Consider the following 22,363-nt stretch of genomic DNA (forward strand, 5'->3'; position numbering starts at 1 on the left):
GCTGCAGCCCGAGCAGTGCCGGCTACTGCCGCTGGCGGGGCGCCGGCAGCCGGGCGCGGGGTATTGCCGCGCGGGCGCGCAGCCCCGTTTTCGGGGGGCGCGGCGGGGGCCGGGCGGTTGCTGGCCGCCGGGCCCGTTGTTGGATTTTTGTAGTTGTTAGAAGCCATGCGCGGGGCAAGCGTAAAAGCCAAATCTACGCTACAGGCCGCGGTTTTGAAGCAACCCGCAGCTTAGCTTTGGCGTCAACTAGCGTAGTTATCTAACTTTTATCCGCTCTACTGTTTACTATACATTATCCTTCCGCTCCTGCACTTTTACCATGGTTACTTATAGTTTTACACACCCGGACGGCCGAGAGTATTGCCGCGCCGAATACAACGAAACCGACCACTGGCTACAGGCTACCTGGAAGGGCGTAGTGACTACGCCCGATGGCCAGCACGGGGCTGCCGCCATGGTGCAACAGCTCCATTTGACGCAGGTACCCTATCTACTCAACGACAACAGCCAAGTGGTGGGGCCGTGGTTCGATTCGGTCGATTGGCTCCAGCGCATCTGGGCACCCCAAACCGAGCGCTTGGGTCTGCGCTATGTGGCGCACGTGCTGCAGCCGCACACCGAAGACGACCTAGGGCTGCTGCTTCAGCACAACCCTTTTGCGGGCAAGTTTGAGTTGCAGTTCTTCTCTACCCTGGCCGACGCGGCCACGTGGCTGCGCGACTGCCAGCGACTCGATGCCCAGCGTGGCTTGCAAGCGAACCCGCCCCACGCGACTACGGCGTAAGTGGTTTTAGCGCAACACAAACGTTTGATTCGTCTTGGCACCCTAGGGAAGGTCACTCCTACCCTAGTGGCTGCTCGTGGCAGGCGGTACCACTTCGTAGAGGTGCAGCCGCCAGTAGGCCTCCGAGTCGTCGAACACGCCCAGCAGGCGCAGCCCACTTTCAGCAGGCCGGGCCAGGCGCACTGCCGACAACACGTAGCGCCCACCCAGCCGCCGGAAGGCAGCTGCATCGAAGGCCCAGTGCTGCACGGTGCGCACGGGCCGCTTGCCCACCAGAAAATTGCGCCCAAGTTCGGCTGAGAACAGGTAGCAGCGATTGCCCCAGGCGTCGAAGTATGTGGCTAGCTCGGGGCTCTTGGCGAGCTCGCCAGCAATGAGCGGCCGGAAGGCGTGCTTGTAAGCCAGCGGGTAAAGCGTCTGGTACGAGTCGAGGGTGTAAAACCCGTTGAACTGCGCCACAGCGGGCGGCAGCCCCAGGCAGGCCACGCGGTAGGCAGGCGGCAGCTGACCCGTGCGGGTCTGAATAAGCGCCCGCGCCTGCCCCAACAACTTGGGCGCCACGTAGGCGGCGTAGCCCGGCGCATCGGGCCTAGGGCGCCCCGCCAGGGTGCGCACGTTGTTGGTAAACTCGGGATTGGCGGCCAGCGCGAAAGGTACTTGCAGCGCTACCAGCACGTAGGCCAGCCGCCTAGGTGGCAGCTGGCGCAGCACCAGCACCAACATTAACACCCAAGGCAGCGCCAGCAAAAAATAGAATCGCCCCAGCGAAAAAGCGTGCAGCAGCGGCAGCCGCCCCTGCAGCGCGGCCGACACCTGCGGCAGCAGGCCCGCTAGCAAGCTCAGCCCCGCACTAACGGCCAGCAGCCCTGCCACCTGGCGGCCCAGCTGCCCGCGCTGGGCGCCGGCCAACCGCCCCAGCCCCACGGCCACCGCCACCACAATGCCGCCCTTGAAGAACGGACTCGCGTGGTAGTGCCCTAGCCAGAATAGCTGCGCCGCCTCGCGCAGCCCACGGCCCAGGCCGGGCCGAGCCAGGCGCGCTAGGTCAAACTCTTCGCGGTGCGCCACGAAAGCCTTGGCAACCAGCAGCCCATAGAACAGTTGCCACTCGACCACCACGTAGCTAACCAGCAGCAAGGCCAGTCCGGCAATCCCGCGCCCGGTGGCGGGCCATGCGGCCCGGCCGCGCCGCCCTAGGTCGAGCAGCAGGCCCAGCCCCCACCCCACCGCCACAAATGGCCCCACCAGCACAAACGACGACCACCACGGCAGCGCCGCGCACACCAGCCACTCGGGCCAGCGGGCGCGGCCGTCGCGCAGGCTTAGAGCGGCCCGTAGTAGCGCCGGCTGGCCCAGCACGCTCAGCCCAAAGATGCTGTAGGCCGGCAGCACCGCCCACAGCAGCGCCACGGCCGCCGCCAGGCCACGCTGCTCGGGCCGGGCTAGGCCATAGCGGCGTAGTAGCCAGTACATGCTCAGCAGCCCGGCCACGCGCACCAGCGCCTCGTGCAGCAGATAGGCCGCCAGCGGCGCCGTGGGTAGCAAGTGAAAGATAAAAACCGTGACGCTCAGCCCCGAGCGCAGCGCGGCCCGCGGCAGCCCATCCATGATGGGCAGCACTACCGCGCCTGGGCCGTGGGCCAGCGCCAGGTGCAGCTTGGCCAGCAGGTGCGCCCACACCACCTCGGCCTCTAGGTTGTCGTGCAGCAAGATGAACGTGCGCGGCCCTAGGGCCATCAGCGGCAGCAAAAACAAAAGCAGGCCCGGCAAAGCCCAGCGCAAAGGCGAAGTAGTGGCAGAAGGCATCATGTAGAATAGCCGCAAAGAACGGCACCCCGCGGCGGCGTGCGTTGGCACGGCAGCTTTAGCTACCCCACGCCACCTGTGCCGTGCCGGGTGGCGAGAGCTGAGCCGGCACTACGCGCTACCTTGTGCAGCTAAGCTCCTTAGGCGACTTGTCTACTCTACACTGTCTCTCTCCGTGCCCTTCTCTCCCAAACCTAAACGTACCTGGCTATTGCCCGCCCTGCTGGCTGCCCTGAGCAGCCCCGACGTCCAGGCCCAAACCTACCTACCCACCCCGCGCGACGCCCGCATGAAAGTGCAGCCCCAGGTGCCAGTGCGGGCTTACGCCTTCCCGCTGGCCCAGGTGCAGCTGCTCGATGGCCCCTTCAAGGTGGCGGAACAAGCCGATGCTAAGTATCTGCTAAAAATCGAGCCTGACCGGCTGCTGGCCGACTTTCGGGAGCACAGCGGGCTGCAAGCCAAAGGCAAGCGATACGGCGGCTGGGAATCGACGGGGCTGGCCGGGCACACCCTAGGGCACTACCTCTCGGCCTGCGCGCTGGCCTATGCCTCTACGGGCCAGGCTGAGTTTAAGCAGCGCGTAGACTATATCGTGGCGCAGCTGGACGAGTGCCAGCAGGCCCGCAAAACCGGCTACGTGGGGGCTATTCCGAAGGAAGACCAGCTGTGGGCTGAGGTGGCCAGCGGCAACATCCGCTCCCACGGCTTCGACCTGAACGGGGCGTGGTCGCCGTGGTATACGGTGCACAAAATCATGGCCGGCCTGCTTGATGCCTACTTGTACACCGGCAATAAAACGGCGCTGGCCGTGAACCAAGGCATTGCCGACTGGACGGGCAACACCGTCAAGGGCCTCGACGAGGCCAAGATGCAAGACATGCTGGTGTGCGAGTACGGCGGCATGGCCGAAACCCTGGCCAACACCTACGCCCTGAGCGGCGACCGGAAGTACCTCGATTTGTCGTACCGCTTCTACGACAAAAAAATCCTCGACCCGCTGGCCGCCCGCACCGACATTCTGCCTGGCAAGCACTCCAACACCCAGATTCCGAAGGCCATCGCCAGCGCCCGCCGCTACGAGCTAACTGGCGATAAGAAGGATGCCGCCATTGCCGATTTTTTCTGGCAGACCGTGACTGACAACCACTCCTACGCCACCGGCGGCAACAGCAACTACGAGTACCTAGGTGCCCCGCGCAAGCTCAACGACAAGCTCAGCGAGAACACCACGGAAACCTGCAACACCTACAACATGCTGAAGCTCACGCAGCATTTGTTCGCCCATCAGCCCTCGGCCAAGTTGATGGACTACTACGAGAAGGGCCTCTACAACCACATTCTGGCCTCGCAAAACCACGCTACGGGCATGACGACCTACTTCGTGCCGCTGCGCATGGGCGGGCGCAAAACCTACAGCGACGAGTTTGACACCTTTACCTGCTGCGTGGGCTCGGGCATGGAAAACCACGTGAAGTACGCCGAGAATATCTACTTCCAGGGAGCCGATGGCAGTTTATATGTCAACCTATTTATCCCTTCAGAATTGACTTGGAAAGCGCAGGGCCTAACCCTGCGCCAAGAAACCCAACTGCCGGCCACCGACCAGGTAGCCTTCACCCTAACGGCAACTAAGCCCCGCGCTTTCAAGCTGCGCCTACGCCAGCCTAGGTGGACCAAAAACCCGCAGGTGCGTGTGAACGGCCAGCCAGTGGCCGCCATGCCCGACGCCGAGGGCTACCTCGTGCTCGACCGCAAGTGGAAAAATAAGGACCGGGTAGAACTGACGCTGCCCGCCGACTTCCACACCGAAGCCCTGCCCGACAACCCCGACCGCCGCGCCCTCTTCTACGGCCCCACGCTGCTGGCCGGCGTGCTCGGCAACACCGAGCCCGAGCCCGTAACCGGCGTGCCCGTGCTCGTGACCGCCAACAACGACCCTAATAACTGGGTGAAACCCGTGGATGCCCGGCAGCTGCGCTTCCAGACCGCTGGCCTGGGCACGCCCCACGACGTACCGCTCGTGCCCTTCAACCAAACCGGTAACGAGTACTACACCGTGTATTGGGACGTGTTCACGCCCGAAAAGTGGGCCACCCAGCAGCGCGTGTACGAGGCTGCTCGCCAAAAGCAGCAGGCCCTAGAAGCCCAAACCGTGGACATTCTGCGCGTAGGCGAGATGCAGCCCGAGCGCGACCACAATTTCACCGTCAGCGAAAAGGCCGAAACCGGCGAGGAACACGGCCGCAAATGGCGCACTGTGAACGAAGGCGGCACCATGGCCTTCACCCTGAAAGTAGCGCCAGCCAAGGCCAATACGCTGCTGCTCACCTACTGGGGCATGGACAACCGCGGCCGCGTATTCGACGTGCTGGTGGATGGGGAGAAGATTGCCACCGAAGACCTTAACAAGTACAAGGAGAGCCGCTTCTATGACATCTCCTACCCTATTCCGCCCGCCCTTACCAAGGGTAAGCAGCAGGTGAAAGTGACGTTCCAGGCCAAGCCTAATAACAGCGCCGGGCCAGTGTATGGCGTGCGCAGCGTGCGGGAGTAAAGTACCAGTGGTGCAGACTGCTCATGCTAGCTCCTCGGGTGAAACTCCGTAATGACTTGGCGCAAGTAATCGCGGTCGAGGTGGGTATAAATCTCGGTGGTGGTGATGGAAACGTGGCCTAGCATTTCCTGCACGGCCCGCAGGTCGGCGCCGCCTTCGAGCAGGTGCGTGGCGAAGGAGTGGCGCAGCGTGTGCGGGCTGATGGTTTGGCGCAGGCCGGCCAAATCGGCCAGCTTCTTGATGGTGGTGAAGACCGTAATGCGCGACAATTGCCGCCCCCGGTGGCTCAGAAACACGATGTCTTCGTAGCCGGGCTGCACGTTTAGATGCTGGCGCACGCCCCCTAGGTAGAAGTGCAGGTGCTTCACGGCCTCGCGCCCGATGGGCACCAGCCGCTCCTTGTTGCCCTTGCCCAGCACCCGCATAAAGCCTTGGTCGAAGTAAATATTCGAGAGTTTGAGGTCGCACAACTCGCTCACGCGCATGCCCGACGAATACAATATTTCTAGCAGGGCGCGGCTGCGCAGGCCCTCATTGGTGCTGAGGTCGATGGCGCCGAGCAGCCGCTCGATGTCGGGGTAGGACAGCGTATCGGGCAGGTGGCGGCCGGGCTTGGGCGCTTCGAGCGTGTCGGTGGGGTCGATTTTGAGTTGGTCTTCCATGAGAAGAAACTCATAGAAGGCCTTGAGGCCCGAGAGCGTGCGCGCCTGCGAAGTGCTCGACAGCCCGAGGTCGGTGAGGGCAGCTAGGAAGTCGCGGAGCAGGCGCGTGGTTACTTGCAGGGGGCCAGCCTTTAGGTTTTCAAGCTCCAGCCACTGGTGCAATTTGCGCACATCGCGGCGGTAGGCCTCGACCGAATTGGGCGAGAGCGATTTTTCCAGGCGCAGGTAGCCGTCGAATTGTTTGATAGCTTGGGGCCAGGTCACTTTGGTACGGGGTGAGTTATTTGCGGCGCGAGAGCAGGGCCGCGCCGCAAAAGTCGGGCAGAGTTGCCTTACTGCCGAGTCAGGCCGACTTTGCGCAGCCAGCTGGCAAACCTGGCACGCGTTGGCCACGCTCCATTTACTTACCTACCCCACCTACATGCTGTTTCTTTCACAAGTGCCACCTAGGAGCCGCGGACTAGCGGCGCTGCTGGCCTTAGCTGCCTTCGCCGCCCAGGCCCAAAGCCCCGTATCATCCGCCACAAGGCTTTGGTATCGGCAGCCCGCCCAGCAGTGGGTCGAGGCCCTGCCCGTGGGCAATGGCCGCCTCGGGGCAATGACATTCGGCGGCGCCGAGCACGAGCTGCTGCAGCTCAACGAAAGCACGCTGTGGAGCGGCGGCCCCGTAAAAACCGGCATCAACCCCGGCTCGGCGGCGGTGCTGCCGCAGGTGCGCCAGGCGCTGCTCCAAGACCAAGACTACGGCCGGGCCGACCGCCTGAGCCGCCAGATGCAGGGCTTTTACTCGCAGTCATACCTGCCGCTCGGCGATGTGCACCTGCGCCAGGACCTAGGTGGCCAAACGCCCACCGACTACTCCCGCGACCTCGACCTGGCCACCGCCACGGCCACCACCCGCTTCACGGCCGGGGGCGTGCGCTACGAGCGCACACTCTTTGCCTCGGCCCCCGATAGGGTGCTGGTGCTGCGCCTAACCAGCAGCCAACCCGGCAAGCTGAACCTGGACGTTTCGGCCCGCTCGCTACTGCGCTACCAGGTGGCCGCTGGCGCCCCCGCCGAGCTAGTGGTGCGCGGCAAGGCCCCAGCTAACGTGGACCCCAACTACTACAACCAGCCCGGCCGCCAGCCCATTGTGCAGGCTGACACCGACGGCTGCAACGGCATGCGCTTCGAATACCGCCTGCGGGCGGCCACCAAGCAGGGCACGGTGCAAGCCGACACGGCCGGCCTGCACGTGCGTGGCGCCACTGAGGTAGTGCTGTTCATCGCGGCCGCTACGTCGTTTAATGGCTTCGACAAGTGCCCCGACAGCCAGGGCCTGAACGAAGATGCACTGGCTACCGCCGCCCTGCGCGCCGCCAGTGGCCGCAGTTACGCCACGCTGCTGCGCCGCCACCTAGCCGATTATCAGCCCTTGTTTAACCGGGCTACCCTTACGCTGGCTGCGCCCGCAGCGACGGGCGGCGGTGCGACTCTGCCTACCAACGAGCGCCTGCAAGCCTACACGGCCGGCGCGGCCGATATGGGGCTAGAAGCGCTCTATTTCCAGTTTGGGCGGTATTTGCTCATTTCGTCGTCGCGCCCCGGCGGGCCGCCCGCCAACCTGCAAGGCATCTGGAACAAGGAGCTGCGGGCACCCTGGAGCTCCAACTACACCATCAACATCAACACCCAGATGAACTACTGGCCCGCCGAGGCCACCGGCCTCAGCGAGCTGCACCAGCCGCTGCTCGACTGGCTGCCCGGCCTAGCCCGCACTGGCCGCGCCACGGCCCGCGAGTTTTACGGCACGCGCGGCTGGGTGGCGCACCACAACTCTGACATCTGGGCTATGTCGTATGCGGTGGGCGACCGCGGCAACGGCGACCCGGTGTGGGCCAACTGGTACATGGGCGGCAACTGGCTGTGCCGCCACCTCTGGGAGCACTACCTCTACACCGGCGACCGAGATTTTTTGCGCCGGGCCTACCCGATGATGAAATCGGCCGCCCAGTTCTCGCTCGATTGGCTGGTGGACGATGGCAAAGGCCACCTGGTAACGGCCCCGTCGACGACGCCCGAAAACAAGTTTAAAGACGCCAACGGCCGCGAGCAAAGCGTATCGGTAGGCACCACGATGGACTTGTCCATCATCCGCGACCTGTTTGCCAGCGTGCGGCAGGCCTCGGCGACCCTCGGCGTAGATGCACCGCTGCGCGACAGCCTGCAAGTGGCTACGGCCCGCCTGCTGCCGCTGCAAGTGGGCAGCCAGGGCCAGCTCTTAGAGTGGTCGCAGGAGTTCACCGAAACCGACCCCAAGCACCGCCACGCCTCGCACCTCTACGGCCTGTACCCCGGCTGGGAAATCACGCCCCACACCAGCCCCACCCTACTGGCCGCCGCCCGCAAGAGCCTAGAAATAAGAGGCGATGCGGGCACGGGCTGGAGCAAGGGCTGGAAGATAAACTGGTGGGCCCGCCTGCTCGACGGCGACCACGCCCATCGCCTGGTGCGCCAGCTGCTGGCCTACGTGCCGCCCACCACGGGCTGGGGCGGGGCCGGCGGCACCTACCCCAACCTCTTCGACGCCCACCCGCCCTTCCAAATTGACGGCAACTTTGCCGGCACGGCCGGCATGGCCGAAATGCTGGTGCAAAGCCACGATGGCGCCCTGCACCTGCTGCCCGCCCTGCCCAGCGCCTGGCCCAGCGGCACGGCCACCGGCCTGCGCGCCCGCGGCGGCTTCGAGATAGTAGCCCTGCGCTGGGAGCAGGGGCGCCTCGCCGGCCTCACGGTGCGCTCGGCCCTAGGTGGCAACCTGCGCCTACGGCTACCGGCAGGCCTCAAGCCCGCTGGCGGCCCCGCCCTCACGCCCGCCAGCGGCCGCAATGCAAATTCCTTTTACCAGCAAGGCGAGTATTTTGGGGCCCAGGCCGGCACGCCAAGCGCCACAACGGCAACGGCCGATTATGACTTGGCTACAAAAGCGGGGAAAGAGTATACCTGGCGGTGGTAGGGCACAGCCCTGGCTAGCCTAAACCCGTCTGTGAGCGCAGCGAAGCAATCGCACCCGAACGGCGGCGCTTAACAGGGGCGATTGCTTCGCTGCGCTCGCAAGGACAGACGACACCTATTTTCTTTTATTTACATGAATATCCTCATTCTTAACGGTCCCAATCTCAACCTCCTAGGTCGCCGCGAGCCGCACATCTACGGCCATCGCTCGTTTGATGACTACTTGCCCGAGCTGCAAGCCGACTTTCCCGACCTCACGCTAACTTCCTTCCAGAGCAACCACGAGGGCGTACTGCTCGACCGCCTGCACGCCGCCGCGGGCTGGGGCGAAACCGGCGCCGAAAGCGCCAGCCAGGCCGTGGTGCTCAACGCGGGCGGCTTCACCCACACCAGCGTGGCCCTCGGTGATGCCGTGGCCGCTGTGGCCGGCGCGGGCCTGCCTGTTATTGAGGTGCACCTCAGCAACTTGGCAGGGCGCGAAGATTTTAGACATGTCAGCTACATTGGCAAGCATTGCGTGGGCAGCATCGCGGGCTTCGGGCTCGAAAGCTACCGGCTGGCCCTGCACTACCTGCTGCGGCAGCGCCCTAGGCCGGTGGGCTTTGGGCGGCGATAGGTGGCAGTAGCCCTGACTTTGTGGCCGGGGGGACGAGCAACAGCGGGCATCTGGGCACGCAAACGCTGAATGCTTGCTATGTCGCCTTCGGACTATAAAGTCGGGGCTACTGCTGAATACCTTTGCCGCTACTATGGCAACTCTCCCGACTTACACCTTCAATCCCGGCCCCGCGGCCGTGTACCCCGAGCTGCGCCAGTACCTGACCGATGCCTTCGAAGAGGGCTGGCTGTCGGCCCCGCACCGGGGCGAGCGCTTCACGGCGCTGGTGCGCCACTGCCTCGACCAGGCTCGTGCCAAGCTCAACATCCCGCAAGACTATACCATCCTGTTCACGTCGTCGGCTACCGAGTGCTGGGAAATCCTGGCCCAGAGCCTCACGCCGCGCCGTTCATTTCACCTCTACAACGGTGCCTTTGGGCAAAAATGGTTTGACTACGCCCGCGCCCTGCGCCCCGGCTGCACCGGCCTGCGCTTCGACATCAACGATGTGCCCGACCCGGCCACGCTGCCTTTCAACCCCGAGGAAACCGACCTCGTGTGCCTCACTCAAAACGAAACCAGCACCGCTACTCAGCTGCGCGATTCGTTCATTCTGAACGTGTATAACCGCCTCGGGCCGGCGCTGCTGGCCATTGATGCTACGTCGTCGCTAGGTGGGGTACAACTCAAGTTTATCAAGGCCGACGTGTGGTACGGCTCGGTGCAAAAGTGCCTGGGCTTGCCCGCCGGCCTAGGTATCATGGTGCTGTCGCCCCGCGCCGTGGCCCGCGCCCGCGAAATCGGCGACAAGGCCCACTACAACAGCATCAACAGCATGGTATCGAACATGCTGAACCACCAGACCACCCACACGCCCAACGTGCTTGGCATCTACCTGCTGAGCCGGGTACTGCAAGCCCGCGAGGGCATCAAGGCTATTGCGCCGCACCTGCAAGAGCGCGCCCAAAAGCTCTACGACTATTTCGAGCAGGTGCAGCCCCTAGGTCTGCGTCCGCTCATCGAAAACGTGGATGCGCGCTCCACCACCGTCATTGGCCTGCAAGGTCCGCCCGCCGTTATCGACGAGGCGAAGCGTCGCGCTCGCGACGAGTTTGGCCTGCAGCTCGGCTCGGGCTATGGCGACTGGAAAACCACGAGCCTGCGCATTGCCAACTTCCCGGCCGTGCCCGATGCAGCCTTTGAGGCGTTGGTGCAGTTTTTTGAAAGAGTTCGCAGCGAAGAAGTAGCGGCCAAGTAACGCGGTTACCCCACCCTCAGCCCCTCCCCTCCGGGAGAGGGGAGCCTGACGACTATAAACGTTCGCTTGCGGTCGGCTCCCCTCTCCCAACGGGGAGGGGCCGGGGGTGGGGTAACACGGCCGACAAGTTCTCCTATCTTCTTTACCCTCCTACCCTAAAACCTTGATTACCCTCTTCACCGATGGCTCGTCGCGCGGCAATCCAGGCCCCGGCGGCTACGGCACCATCTTGCGCTACGGCCCCCACGAAAAAGAACTGACGCAGGGCTTCCGCCGCACCACCAACAACCGCATGGAGCTGCTGGCCGTGATAGTAGGCCTCGAAGCCGTGACCCGCCCTGAGATTCCCATCCTGGTCGTGTCCGACTCGAAGTACGTGGTCGATGCCGTCGAAAAGCGCTGGGTCTTCAATTGGATTAAGAAACCCGACTTCGGCAAAAAAGCCAATGAGGACCTGTGGCGCCGCTTCCTGCGCATATACGAGCAGCGCAAAGTCTCCTTCAAATGGATAAAAGGTCACGCCGGCCACCCCGAAAACGAGCGCTGCGACGTGCTGGCCGTGCAAAGCGCCCTAGGTAAGGGTTTGCTGATAGATGAGGGCTACGAGGCGCTGGGATGATTTTGATGCTGCCTATCCAGCAGAGCAGTTCAACGACTGTTTTCGATTTAGAAAGCTTGACTCGGCCTAGAAAGGCAGCTACGCTGGCCAACCGCTACTCTTAAGTTTTATGCTGGCACCCAGCGCCACGCGGTCGCCCGCCAAGCTTCATTTTCACTCGCTGGAAGCGCTTCGGTTTTTTGCGTTTTTCAAGGTGTTTCTGCTGCATTTGCCACTGGCGATTCCATCGCCGGTGCTTAGCTACCTCAAGCGCGGCGGGGGCATCGGGGTGCAGTTTTTCTTTGTGCTGAGTGGGTTTTTGATTACCTACCTGCTGGTAGCCGATAAGCTAACGCGGGGGCAGGTCGATATACGCCGCTTTTTCATTCGGCGCAGCCTGCGCATTTGGCCGCTGTTCTACGCTATGGTGGGGCTGGCTTTTTTGCTGCCCGATGCCTGGGCCGACCGCTGGGGCCTACATATGGTCGGCGGCGGCTACGTGCCCGACTGGCGCTTCTCGTTCACCTTTCTGGAGAATTACAAGATGCTGCTTGCCGACAACTCGCCGCGCACCACGCCGCTGCCGGTGTTTTGGTCGCTTTGCATCGAGGAGCATTTTTACCTGGTTTGGATGCTACTGGTATTTTTGCTACCAGTGCGGCGGCTGCCTTGGTTTTTGTTGGCTTGCCTGCCGCTGGCCTGCTTATTTCGCTATCTCGAGCCACTGGCTCTGCCCACCAACACGCAGGTCGAAACCAATGACTTACTTACGCACCTAGATGTATTTGCCGTGGGTGGCCTACTGGGTTACTGGGTAGCTACCGACTACCCAGGCTTTTCGGCCAGAGTTAACAGTTGGCCACTACCGCTGCGCTACGGCATTATGAGCGTGGTGCTGGTCGCAGTGCTGTTCCAAGTTGATGTGCTGCCCTACGTTCCGCGGAGCTTGTTTAACGTATTCCGGCCGCTCCTGATTGCGACGCTTTTCAGTGCGCTGATTGCGCTCTTTCTACCTGCCCACTCAGCTATTCGCCTCAAAAGCCGTGTGCTGGCTTACCTCGGCACCATCAGCTACGGCCTGTATGTCTTTCATATTGTGGTCATCCACGTGGCCTTTCAATACTGCCTACTGTACCATATCACGCTTGATACCTGGGGTAAGGGCACTGTCATGTTCTTGGTCACCTTTGGCGGTTCCGTAGTACTTAGCAGCTTATCATTCCACTATTTTGAGCAGCCTTTCTTGCGGCTCCGCGACCGGCTAGCGCGGCCTTAATACTTGTCCCTTCTCACCCTTGCCCAACGACTACTTCCAGTTTCAGCAGTTCCGCATAAACCAAGCTGATTGCGCCCAGAAAGTCAGTACCGATGCCTGCATCCTGGGCGCGGCGGCCAACCTCACCGAGGCTACCCGCATCCTCGACCTAGGTACTGGCACTGGGCTGCTGGCTCTCATGGCGGCCCAGCGTGCCTCGGCAGCGGCTATCGAAGCTATTGAAATAGACCCCGCCGCCGCCGCCCAGGCGGCAGCCAACGTGGCGGCTAGTCCGTGGGCCAGCCGCATACAGGTGCACCCGCTGGGCCTGGCTGCCTACGTGGCTACGCAACCGGGCCTATTTAGCCACATCATTTGCAATCCGCCATTTTTTCGGCGCAGCCTGGCGCCGCCCGATGCGGCCCGCGCCACGGCTCGGCACGAGGGCGAAAACTCGCTCACGTTTGGCGACATCATCAGCTTTGCGGCAGCGCACCTGGCCCTAGGTGGCACACTCACGGTGCTGCTGCCCCCACCCGAGATGCAGCAGTTTGAGCACGAAGCGGCGGCCGCAGGGTTGCCCACGCAAGCGCGCCTCGTGGTGCAGCACCGGCCGGGCGGGCGCGCTACGCGCAGCATCAGCACCTTCGGGCAAGAAGCACCGAGCAGACTTCGGACCGACAACCTGATAATTCAGGATGCCGAGGGCGCATATTCAGCGGCGTTTCAAGAACTACTAGGCGGGTTTTATTTGGCTTTATAGTTTACGTAGCGTGGACTTTTAGTCCGCGACCCAAGCGGCTACATTGGCTTGCGGACTGAAAGTCCGCGCTACTTATAGCAGGGTGCGCAAGTGTGCTAGCTTTTCGCCGTGCAAGGCGGCCAGCAAGTCGGCTTCTAGGGTGCCAAACTCGGCGGCCGTGTAGTGGCGCTGCACCCGGCCGCCTACCAGCACACTAGCCTCATCGGCCACCTCGGTGAGGGTACCTAGGATGTGCGAGGTGAGCAGCAGGCCGGTGCCGCGGTCGCGCAGGCGCTTTAGTATTTCTTTGAGCAGTAGGTTGGCTTCGAGGTCGAGGCCATTGAAAGGCTCATCTAGAATGAGATAGGCAAAGTCCTGCACCAATACGGCGAGCAGCGCCAGCTTTTTCTTCATACCAGCCGAGTATTCGTCGGCGTATTGGTCGAGCGGCAGGTCGAGCAGTTGGTTCCAGGGGCGTAGGTCGGGCACGGCTCGCCGCCGCGCCTGCAGGCAAAACTCTACGTATTCGCGCCCCGTGAGGCGCGGGTAGAAATGAGGATCGTAGGGCACCAAGCCGGTGCATTCGCGCACTGAGCCGCCCGCTGCCGCAGCCCGTATTACGCCCGTAAAACCGGTCTCTAGCCCGTAGAGGCAATTGATAAGCGTCGTTTTACCCGCGCCATTGGCCCCAACCAAGCCGTGAATAGTGCCGGGCCGCACGGCCAGGCTCACCCCGCGCAGCACTTCGTGCTGGCCATAGGCTTTGTGGAGGTCAACGACTTCGAGCATACTTTGCTACGTGTAGTGGAAGGGAAAATAAAAAGACTAGTTACGCCGCTATCATTTACTACTAATCCTTTTTATAATCAATCAATTGCTGCAGCCGCCGCCGGCTTTGCCAGGGCAGGCCAATGGCCGCTACCAGCAGCAGCACCGGGTACAATGGGTGACCTAGAAGCAGCAAGACTATACTCAGCACCAACCCCTGCGTGGTGCGGAAATGAGTTTCGTTAGGGTAAAAAGCGTACTTCGCCACCACAAACAAGGCCACCAGCGCCAGCCAGCTAACGGCCACGGCCAGTGCCCCACCCCAGCCCGCCGGCCCGCTCACCAGCAAGACCCAGAACGGCACGGCTGTGACCGCCGCGTAACCCAAGCCTAGCCCCAGGCGCCGCCGCAAAAACTGCTTCGGCGAGCGAGCCGCTAGCGCCAGCATCGGAACCGGCTCGGCCGTGCCGTAGCAAGCTATCACCACCAGGAGCCAAATGAGTAGCGCCGCCAGCGGTGCCAGTGGCGACGCCCGCTGCCAACCGGCCAGTCCCACCAGCACGGGCCACAGCCACAGCCCCTTGGTAGCGCGCATGCCGCTTACCCACTCAAACGCCTCGCTGCGGAACGGGCTGCGCCAGCGGCGCCGACTGGCGCGGTCCTCGCCGCGGGGCGGGGCCCATGCCACTAGCGGGACTAGCGCTAGCAGCAGTACGGCGGCCCCGTAGGCGCGCCCAGCCACAAGTACGATGGCCACTGGCAACGCCAGCAGCCCATACTCCCAGGCCAGCCAGGTTCTAAAGCTAGGTGCTGTAGTGGCTAAAAATAGGTAATCGCCCCGCTGCCGGTGCACTGATAGCAGCAGCCACGCCACTACTACGGGTACCGCCCACCGCCCCCTAGGGTGCGCCGTGGCTACCACCAGCGCCTGCCCCACCGACATGAATAGAAAAGGTAATAGCAATGCCAAGCGCACGGCTCCCACCTCGCGCAGCAACCGGCCCGTTAGTCGTAGTCGCAGCCGGAGGTACGCCTCGGTGGGCGACACCCACACGTCAGCGAAGCTCATCCTGCTCCTGAAACGCGATGCCGTAGTCGGCCGCCAACTCGGCCAGAATGGGCTCGTAGAGGTCGGGCGTGGTTGGAATGACTACGCCACGGCCGGCTATCTCGCCGCGCAGCACGCGGCGCACGGCCATGCCCAGGGGCAGCCCCACCGTTTGGGCCATGGCGGTGTGCGTAGCATCGGTGCCCGTGACCACCAGCGAGGCAGTGCGGCTGCGTGCCTCGCCCCCAAGCTCGTAGTCGAACTGGTGCTGCATCACTACCTGGTCGCGGTCGTGCGGGCCTAGGGCCCATTTCTCGACTAATAAATGCTCAAGCAGCTGGGCCGCCGTGGCATCGGCCAGGCCCACCGGCTGCTCACCAAAAATGCCTAACCAAGCTAGGCGCTCTAGCTCGGGGCCGTGGGGGTCGAGACGCAATTGGGCAGCAAGCTGAACGGCCGCCTCGGCGGGTGCTGCGGGCTGCGGCAAGCGGCTGGCTACTAGTTCTTGCCAAGGTAACGTGGCGGCGTTACCCAAGCGCTCGGCATCGTTGGTGAGGCCTAGGGCCACCAGCGCCTGCCAGGCTCCGCAGTAGCCGGGGCGGCGCAGGGTACCGCGCAGCATGGTTTGCAGGTCGGACAGGCCATAAATAGCTTGGTAGCTCAGCGAATCGCGGTTAGCATAACCTTCAAAGTGGCCGTGGCCGGGCACCGCCAGCACCTCGGCCCGGCCAAATAGTTCGTCGTAATGGATGCTTTTTACCTCCCCGTTTTCCAGAAACTGCGCGGGACCGCCCTGCCCAGCCAGCACCACGTTGCGCGGATTCCAGCTGAGCTTGTAGCGCCAGGGGTTGGCTCCTTCCGACTCGGGCGCCACCAGCCCGCCGCAATACGATTTGAAGCCCGTGATGCGGGCGCCGGCGCGTTGCAACTCCCCGATGGTTTGCATGGCCGACATATGGTCGAGGCCTGGGTCGAGGCCGCATTCCATCAGAAATACCAGCCCAGCGGCGGCGGCTTCGTCGTGCAGGGCCCGCAGCTCGGGGCTCACGTAGCTGGCGGTGGCCAGGTGCCGGCCGTGGCGCAGGCAAGCGCGGGCTACCGCCGGGTGCAGGGCGGCGGGCAGCATCGAAATCACCAGGTCGGCTTGGCTCACCAGCTCGTCGAGCTGCGCCTCGTTGTGCCCCTCAAAGGCCACGGGCCGGGTGTAGGCCGAGTGAGCGGCCAGCACGGGCACCAAGTGCGCGGGCTGCGCATCGGCCACGGTCAGAAACCAGTTGGAGGCGGGCGCGTGGGCTAGCAAGTACTGAATGAGAGCAGAGGCCGAGCGGCCAGCCCCGAGCAGCAGAAGGCGGGTGGAGTGGGTCATGCCGGGCAAAAGTACATTTCGGGCTTACTTTGCCGCCCCATTTTTTCATTTCTGCGCATGGCCGCCCTTCCCGACCCCTCCACCCGCCGCCAGCTTAGCTTGCACTATCACGAGCTCGATACGCCCGACCAGCTCAGCACCCCCGAGCGCCGGGTGTGGGATGCGGCCCGCGCCGCCACGGCCCACTCCTACGCGCCCTACTCGCATTTCCACGTGGGGGCCGCCCTACTGCTAGCCGATGGCACTGTTTTTCAAGGTACTAACCAGGAAAACGCCGCCTACCCTTCGGGTCTGTGCGCCGAGCGCACGGCCCTCTTTGGGCTGGCCGGTAGCCACCTAGGGGCGCCGCCGCTCATCCTAGGTATGTCGGTAGCGGGCCGGCCAGCGCAAGGCGAATTTGCCGCCGCCCTGCCCTGCGGGGCCTGCCGCCAGGTAATGCTAGAGGCCGAAATGCGCCAGGGCCAGCCCATTTGGCTGCTGCTGCCGGGCCCCGTCGGTACGGTATTGCGTTTTGAACGGCTCGCCGATTTGCTACCATTTCACTTTTCGCCCTCCGATTTGCCGCCCCGGCTTTAGCATGGCGGCTGGGCGCTACTTATTTTGTAAACAAAGCGCCTGGCTAGCTATTCTAGTAGCTGCCACTTTTCGTTTTTTATGTCTACTCGTCTTATTCTGCAGCTAGCCGCCCTGCTCGGCGGCCTAGGTGTAGCCATCGGGGCCTTCGGGGCCCACGGCCTGCGGGCCATGCTCGAAGCCAGCGGCCGCTTCGATACCTTCGAAACCGCGGTACGCTACCAGTTCTACCACACCCTGGCTTTGCTGGCGGTGGGTGTGCTGGCCACCGCGCGGCCCGAGCTGCGCGGCCCCATCGGCACCACGGCGGCGCTGTGGCTAGGCGGCATTTTATTCTTTAGCGGCTCGCTCTACCTGCTGTGCTTCACGGGCATTACCAAACTGGGGGCGGTGGCGCCCATTGGTGGGCTACTGCTGATTGCGGGCTGGGTGCGCCTACTGCTGCTAGTAAGTAAGCTTTAGCGTAAACCTCGCCTCATGCAAGCCATAAAATTCTCCGAAAAAGTAACTATTTCCGCTGAGCCAGCGGTAATATTTGACTTCACGCAGGATTATGCGAACCGGCTAGTGTGGGACACTTTTCTGCGTAAGGCAGTCTTAGTTGAGGGCGCCACTAGCGCCGCGCTGGGCGTGAAGGCGTACTGCGTGGCCAAAAACGGCCTGGGCATGGAAACCGAATACGTCAGCTTCAACCGGCCCAAGGTAACGGCAGTGAAAATGACGAAAGGCCCCTTTCTATTTAGCTCTTTCCTAGGTTCCTGGAACTTCAAAGAGTTGACCAAAGGCACGACCGAAGTCACCTTTCTCTACTCATTTGGCCTCCGCTTTCCGTTCAATCTGATGGCACCGCTCATCAAGCAAAACTTGCAGCGCAACGTCAGGCAGCGGCTACGCGACTTGAAGCATTGCCTTGAGTAGCACGCTTCTACTTGGCCGGGTTAGCAACTCGACGTAGGTACTGACTACAAAAAGGGCGGCCCGGCAACTATTGCCGGGCCGCCCTTTCATTTAGCAATCAGCTAGCTGATTACGATTTTTTCATTTTGGCTTTCACCTTAGCGTCGCCGTCTTTGGTCTTTTGCTTGCCAGTCTCAGCCGTGTTTACGTCGGCAGTGGCCGAGGCAGTGCTTGGGTCTTTCACCTCGCCTACCAGCGATACAGTGGCGGCACCAGCGGCCGAGTTCGACTCGATGGTCAGCACCTTGGTTTGCATGCCCATTTTGCCAGCCGAGTTGAATTTGGCCGAAATCATACCCATTTTGCCGGGTGCGATGGGCTCCTTCGTCCAGTCGGGCACGGTGCAGCCGCAGCTCACTTGCACATTCGAAATCACGAGCGGCTGAGTGCCCGTGTTCTTAAACTTAAACACGTGGTCTACGATGTCGCCCTGCTTGATGGAGCCGAAGTCGTACTTCTCTTCCACAAACTTAATCTGGGGGCCGGCTGCTTTAGTGGTAGCAGCAGTAGTCTGAGCCTGAGCGGTGTAGCTTCCGGCAAATGCAAGGCCCAGGGCCAACAGCAGCATTTTAGTCATGGCAAGTAGTAGTAAAAAAGGGAGTAGGAGGAATAAACAAATTTACACGCGAAGAGGGCCCCGGCAAATCGGGGGCCAAACTAGCCCGCCTAGGTGGCCGCAGCATGAAGCTGCCCCGCCTAAACCCAAATCCTGGCTTTTCAATTCCTTAGAATAAGCAAATTACTGGGCTTACCTTTCAATCGGACTATTCTTCGCTCACTTCGCTTTCGTCGATGAGCCGCTGCTGAAAGTTGAGCAGAAACAGCCGCTCCGAGGCCCGCGTGATGGCCGTGTAGAGCCAGCGCGCAAACTCGCCCCCTACCGGCTCGTCGGGCTTCAGAAAGCCGTGGTCGACAAATACTGCCTGCCACTGGCCGCCCTGCGCTTTATGGCAGGTGAGGGCGTAGGCAAATTTTATTTGCAAGGCATTGAGGTAGGGGTCTTTGCGCATCTCGGCATTGCGCTCGCTCTTCTTGGTAAGGTGGCTGTAATCTTCGCCAATGGCTTGGTACAGGGCCTCGTTTTGGTCGCGGGGCAGCGAGGGGCTTTCGGTGTGCAGGGTATCGAGCAGCAGCTTTACTTCTAGCTCGGGCTCGTCGGGGTAGTCCACAAGCCGCACCCGCGCCTGGGCAAAGCGGCAGCCGAACACTTCTTCGCGGCGAATAATCTTGGTGACTTCCAGAAAGTCGCCGTTGGCTAAGAAGCCGATTTCCGAGTCCTTAGGTAGCCAGAAGTAGTTGTTGCGCACCACCATGATGTAGTCGCCAGCTTCAATCTCCTCTTCGGCATCGAACAGCGTGCGCCGGATGAGCTGGTTGTACTGGTTTGCGTTGCGGTTTGAGCGGCAGATGATGGTGGTGTTCTCGTGCCCAAAATTGCGGTAGGCCCAGCGCAAGCCGTCTTCGAGCTTGTCGCCACCCATCTTGAACATATCCTTGAAGCCCTTGGTATGCAAGTGGATAGCAGGCACCTCCTCGCGCAGTTCTTCGCGCAGCTCGGTAGCATTGACCAAGATGCCCGAGGCCTCGGCTTGGCGCATTACCTGGCGCAGCTCCACGCCCTCTACGCGAGCCCGAAAGCGGTGCGCGAGCAGCTCGGGGTCGAGGGCCGGGCTCAGGAGCTGGCCCACCGGCGGCAGCTGCGCCGTGTCGCCGATGAGCAGCAGGCGGTTGGTGCTGCGCTCAAAGACGTAACCCATCAGGTCGTCGAGCAAGCCGCTCTCGCCAAAAGCCTTCTCGTCCGATATCATGGACGCCTCGTCCACGATGTACAGCATTTCCTCCTGGCGGTTGGGCTGGCGCTGGAAGCTGAGGCGCTCGGTAGGCGCGCCGCTGGTTTGGCGATAAATCTTCTTGTGAATGGTACTGGCGGGCACGCCGGCGTAGGCGCTCATTACCTTGGCGGCGCGGCCGGTGGGCGCCATCAGGGTGTATTTGCGCTGCAAGCGCGCCAGCCACTGCACCAGGGCGCTCACCACGGTGGTTTTGCCGGTGCCGGCATAGCCGCGCAGCACAAATACTTTGCGGCCCGGCAGTGGGTCACGCAAAAACGCATCGAGCTGGGTGAATAGAGTGGCTTGGTCGTCGGTCGGCTCGAAAGGGAAATAGTCGCGAACGGACGGAAATCGGGTTTTTAACATCAGAAGGATAAACGTCTCACGCTTGCCAGCAAACGTGCTGTTGCCAAAGCGCAAAGCCTTGGGTTAATATATCACGAAGCAAAGTTTGCTCCGCTAAAGGCCACTGTGCTTTCGATGGCGTTTGCCAAGGGCCACTATCTGCATAGAGCAGGTCAAAAACTCGGTTTCGAAGGGGCGTTTTGTAGTTGCCAGCAAAGGGCTTACCCGTACCTGCACCTACATCATCAAACAAATTCCAAACTGCTAAACATTCGTGTAGTGGGCGCTTTTTATCATTCTTTAGCCAACTGGCTACGCTGTCTAAGTCTATTAGTGGAGGCACTTGCTTTACTAGCTCGTACCCTAGGTGCTGCGCAAAAGCAGCCAAGGCAGGCGCTGTTGCGAAAAGCGGCGCCATGCTCTGCGTGTCAACCCAAATGCTCTCGCGCGCCGGCTCGGGTGGGTCTTGCCATAGCAGAAAGCCGTCTTGCTGCTGCCAGCGCACCCCACAGGGATAATACATAGTTTCTGACTGCATCATTGCGACTGCGGCAGCGCTTTTTTGGTATAGCTAAGGTAGGCAAGCTAACCTGCGCTAGCCAATGTCATCTTTACCAGACCTAGGTAGCGTACAAGTTTATCCCGGCTTCCTGCTTAGCTTGCAGGGCTCATTCCTACCCTTTTCTTTCACTCCTGTGTCCTCCGTTACCCTGAAGCAACTGGCGCAACAGCTAGGTCTGGCTTCTTCTACCGTGTCGCGCGCGCTGCGCAACGGCTCCGACATCAGTGCCGAAACCAAGCGCCGTGTACAGGCCATGGCGGCCGAGCTACACTACCAGCCCCACGCTTACGCCAGCGGGCTGCGCAACCAGCTTAGCCACACCATCGGCGTAGTAGTGCCGGAGGTAAACGACCGTTTTTTTTCGCTGGCTATTGATGGCATTGAGGAAGTGGCGCGCCAAAACGGCTACCACATGCTCATTTGCCTCACCCACGATAGCTACGACCTCGAGGCCCAGGTAACACGGCAGCTTACCCGGGGCCGGGTCGATGGCGTGCTCATCTCGCTGGCCGGCGAAACCCAGGGCCCCGCTCACTTCGAGCAGCTGAGCAGCCGGGGCGTACCGCTGGTGTTCTTCGACCGCGTGAGCGACGCCCTAGGTACGGCTACTGTCACCACCAACGACTTCGACGCAGCTTACCAGGCTACCGAGCACTTACTTAGCACCGGCTGCCGCCACATAGCCTATTTGCTGATGTCGGGCAAGCTCTCCATCGGCAACCAGCGCCAGCGGGGCTACGAGGCTGCCCTAGGGGCCCACGGCCTAGCCCTCGACCCCGACCTGCTGCTCGAAAGCGGCGGCTCGAACGACGAGAACACCGGCGCTATCAGGGCCCTACTGCAGCGGCGGCCCGATATTGATGGGCTATTTGCCTCCACCGGGCGGCTGGCCCTCAGTGCCTACCAGGCCTGCCAAGAGCTAGGCCGGACCATCCCGCAGGATGTCAAAGTCATCGGCTTTTCGAACCTAGAAATCGCCTCACTACTGGCGCCGCCCCTTTCCACCGTCACGCAGCCGGCCTACGAAATTGGCCGCGAGGCCGCCCGCCTGCTGTTCAGCGCCATTATTGAGAAAAAGCCCTTGCTGGCCACCCAAAGCGTAGAGCTACCGGCCGAGCTTATCGTGCGGGGCTCTACCGCAAGCTTAGTGCATAGTGTATAGTGCGTAGTTATTGGTGCTTAGGGCATAGTTGTTATGCCCTAAGCACCAATAACTACGCACTAATAACCTATTGCACCACAGCCATGGTAGCCGAGGCCTTGGCCACGAGCACGTCGTCGCACCACACTTCGGCTTCGCAGAAGTGCAGGCGCCGCCCGGCCTTAAGCACCCAGCCAATGGCCTTGAGCCGGGTGCCCACGCCGGGATTGAGGTAGCTCACCTTGAGGTCGGACGTGACCACGCCCACCTCATCGGGCACGAGCGTGACGGCGGCAAAGCCCGCCGCCAGGTCAGCCATAGTGGCCACCAGGCCGCCGTGGGCAAAGCCCCGCTGCTGCTGGTGCTGCTGACCTAGGGCCAGTTCGGCCTCAATGCGGCCAGGCTCAATGCGGGTGAGGTCGGCCCCAATGAGGTGCATAAAGTGCTGGCGCTCGAGCTTGCGGCGAATGCGGGTTTCCAGGTCAGCGGTGGGAAGCAGAGAGGAGTCAGACATAAA

21 protein-coding genes are annotated in these 22,363 nt (G+C 62.1%); 12 read left to right on the top strand and 9 right to left on the bottom strand.

Going from position 1 to position 22,363, the window contains the following annotated elements; translation table 11 throughout:
* On the bottom strand, window positions 1-191 hold a 191-nt coding region (locus tag JAO77_RS14540; protein ID WP_213019402.1), incomplete at its 3' end, for a hypothetical protein.
* Window positions 192-319: 128 nt separating this feature from the next.
* On the opposite strand from JAO77_RS14540, the gene JAO77_RS14545 reads away from it, so the two are divergent.
* Window positions 320-784 carry a hypothetical protein gene (locus JAO77_RS14545; protein WP_198991104.1) on the top strand — a complete coding sequence of 155 codons (465 nt, stop codon included), beginning with the start codon at window positions 320-322 and terminating at the stop codon, window positions 782-784.
* A gap of 63 nt (window positions 785-847) precedes the next feature.
* On the opposite strand, the gene JAO77_RS14550 is transcribed toward JAO77_RS14545, so the two are convergent.
* On the bottom strand, window positions 848-2,593 hold the full coding sequence (locus JAO77_RS14550) for a DUF6044 family protein (RefSeq protein WP_198991105.1): 1,746 nt from the start codon (window positions 2,591-2,593) through the stop codon (window positions 848-850).
* 172 nt (window positions 2,594-2,765) lie between these two features.
* Here JAO77_RS14550 and JAO77_RS14555 point away from each other — a divergent pair, with 172 nt between their 5' ends.
* The gene (locus tag JAO77_RS14555) at window positions 2,766-5,144 is read left to right on the top strand and encodes a beta-L-arabinofuranosidase domain-containing protein (protein WP_370550219.1); all 2,379 of its coding nucleotides are present in this window, start codon (window positions 2,766-2,768) and stop codon (window positions 5,142-5,144) included.
* A gap of 26 nt (window positions 5,145-5,170) precedes the next feature.
* On the opposite strand, the gene xerD is transcribed toward JAO77_RS14555, so the two are convergent.
* Window positions 5,171-6,070: a site-specific tyrosine recombinase XerD gene (xerD, locus tag JAO77_RS14560; protein ID WP_198991106.1), complete on the bottom strand. Its 900-nt coding sequence runs from the start codon at window positions 6,068-6,070 to the stop codon at window positions 5,171-5,173.
* 157 nt (window positions 6,071-6,227) lie between these two features.
* On the opposite strand from xerD, the gene JAO77_RS14565 reads away from it, so the two are divergent.
* The 6 genes from JAO77_RS14565 (at window position 6,228) to JAO77_RS14590 (ending at window position 13,275) form a co-directional block, all read left to right on the top strand.
* Entirely contained in the window at window positions 6,228-8,804 is a 2,577-nt protein-coding gene (locus JAO77_RS14565) for a glycoside hydrolase family 95 protein (RefSeq protein WP_198991107.1), read from the top strand.
* A 132-nt stretch (window positions 8,805-8,936) separates the two neighbouring features.
* A complete protein-coding gene (locus JAO77_RS14570; protein ID WP_144843568.1) occupies window positions 8,937-9,419 on the top strand; it encodes a type II 3-dehydroquinate dehydratase in 483 nt (160 codons plus the stop codon).
* 133 nt (window positions 9,420-9,552) lie between these two features.
* Window positions 9,553-10,659 carry an aminotransferase class V-fold PLP-dependent enzyme gene (locus tag JAO77_RS14575; protein ID WP_198991108.1) on the top strand — a complete coding sequence of 369 codons (1,107 nt, stop codon included), beginning with the start codon at window positions 9,553-9,555 and terminating at the stop codon, window positions 10,657-10,659.
* Window positions 10,660-10,822: 163 nt separating this feature from the next.
* On the top strand, window positions 10,823-11,278 hold the full coding sequence (locus JAO77_RS14580; protein ID WP_198991109.1) for a ribonuclease H family protein: 456 nt from the start codon (window positions 10,823-10,825) through the stop codon (window positions 11,276-11,278).
* Between the two features lie 109 nt (window positions 11,279-11,387).
* On the top strand, window positions 11,388-12,533 hold the full coding sequence (locus JAO77_RS14585) for an acyltransferase family protein (RefSeq protein ID WP_198991110.1): 1,146 nt from the start codon (window positions 11,388-11,390) through the stop codon (window positions 12,531-12,533).
* 19 nt (window positions 12,534-12,552) lie between these two features.
* Entirely contained in the window at window positions 12,553-13,275 is a 723-nt protein-coding gene (locus JAO77_RS14590) for a tRNA1(Val) (adenine(37)-N6)-methyltransferase (protein WP_198991111.1), read from the top strand.
* A gap of 72 nt (window positions 13,276-13,347) precedes the next feature.
* Here the strand turns inward: JAO77_RS14590 and JAO77_RS14595 are convergent, their stop codons facing one another.
* From JAO77_RS14595 to JAO77_RS14605, 3 genes are all read right to left on the bottom strand, one after another.
* On the bottom strand, window positions 13,348-14,043 hold the full coding sequence (locus JAO77_RS14595) for an ABC transporter ATP-binding protein (protein ID WP_198991112.1): 696 nt from the start codon (window positions 14,041-14,043) through the stop codon (window positions 13,348-13,350).
* 61 nt (window positions 14,044-14,104) lie between these two features.
* Complete coding sequence (locus tag JAO77_RS14600) at window positions 14,105-15,091, bottom strand: hypothetical protein (RefSeq protein WP_198991113.1); 987 nt, start codon at window positions 15,089-15,091, stop codon at window positions 14,105-14,107.
* Window positions 15,078-16,436 carry a saccharopine dehydrogenase family protein gene (locus tag JAO77_RS14605; RefSeq protein WP_198991114.1) on the bottom strand — a complete coding sequence of 453 codons (1,359 nt, stop codon included), beginning with the start codon at window positions 16,434-16,436 and terminating at the stop codon, window positions 15,078-15,080. Before JAO77_RS14605 ends, JAO77_RS14600 begins: the two co-directional genes overlap by 14 nt.
* Before the next feature lie 57 nt (window positions 16,437-16,493).
* Here JAO77_RS14605 and JAO77_RS14610 point away from each other — a divergent pair, with 57 nt between their 5' ends.
* The 3 genes from JAO77_RS14610 (at window position 16,494) to JAO77_RS14620 (ending at window position 17,927) form a co-directional block, all read left to right on the top strand.
* A complete protein-coding gene (locus JAO77_RS14610; protein WP_198991115.1) occupies window positions 16,494-17,012 on the top strand; it encodes a cytidine deaminase in 519 nt (172 codons plus the stop codon).
* A gap of 78 nt (window positions 17,013-17,090) precedes the next feature.
* On the top strand, window positions 17,091-17,471 hold the full coding sequence (locus tag JAO77_RS14615; RefSeq protein ID WP_198991116.1) for a DUF423 domain-containing protein: 381 nt from the start codon (window positions 17,091-17,093) through the stop codon (window positions 17,469-17,471).
* Window positions 17,472-17,486: 15 nt separating this feature from the next.
* Window positions 17,487-17,927, top strand: coding sequence for a type II toxin-antitoxin system RatA family toxin (locus tag JAO77_RS14620; protein WP_198991117.1), 441 nt, complete (start codon window positions 17,487-17,489; stop codon window positions 17,925-17,927).
* A gap of 109 nt (window positions 17,928-18,036) precedes the next feature.
* Here the strand turns inward: JAO77_RS14620 and JAO77_RS14625 are convergent, their stop codons facing one another.
* Window positions 18,037-18,543, bottom strand: coding sequence for a DUF1573 domain-containing protein (locus JAO77_RS14625; RefSeq protein WP_198991118.1), 507 nt, complete (start codon window positions 18,541-18,543; stop codon window positions 18,037-18,039).
* Window positions 18,544-18,730: 187 nt separating this feature from the next.
* The gene (locus JAO77_RS14630; protein WP_198991119.1) at window positions 18,731-20,164 is read right to left on the bottom strand and encodes an ATP-dependent DNA helicase; all 1,434 of its coding nucleotides are present in this window, start codon (window positions 20,162-20,164) and stop codon (window positions 18,731-18,733) included.
* Between the two features lie 674 nt (window positions 20,165-20,838).
* On the opposite strand from JAO77_RS14630, the gene JAO77_RS14635 reads away from it, so the two are divergent.
* Entirely contained in the window at window positions 20,839-21,867 is a 1,029-nt protein-coding gene (locus JAO77_RS14635) for a LacI family DNA-binding transcriptional regulator (RefSeq protein ID WP_198991120.1), read from the top strand.
* 67 nt (window positions 21,868-21,934) lie between these two features.
* On the opposite strand, the gene JAO77_RS14640 is transcribed toward JAO77_RS14635, so the two are convergent.
* Window positions 21,935-22,360 carry a PaaI family thioesterase gene (locus tag JAO77_RS14640; protein WP_198991121.1) on the bottom strand — a complete coding sequence of 142 codons (426 nt, stop codon included), beginning with the start codon at window positions 22,358-22,360 and terminating at the stop codon, window positions 21,935-21,937.
* Window positions 22,361-22,363 lie beyond the last annotated feature (3 nt).

It is taken from the genome of Hymenobacter sp. BT559 (assembly GCF_016427535.1).
Taxonomy (GTDB): Bacteria; Bacteroidota; Bacteroidia; order Cytophagales; family Hymenobacteraceae; genus Hymenobacter.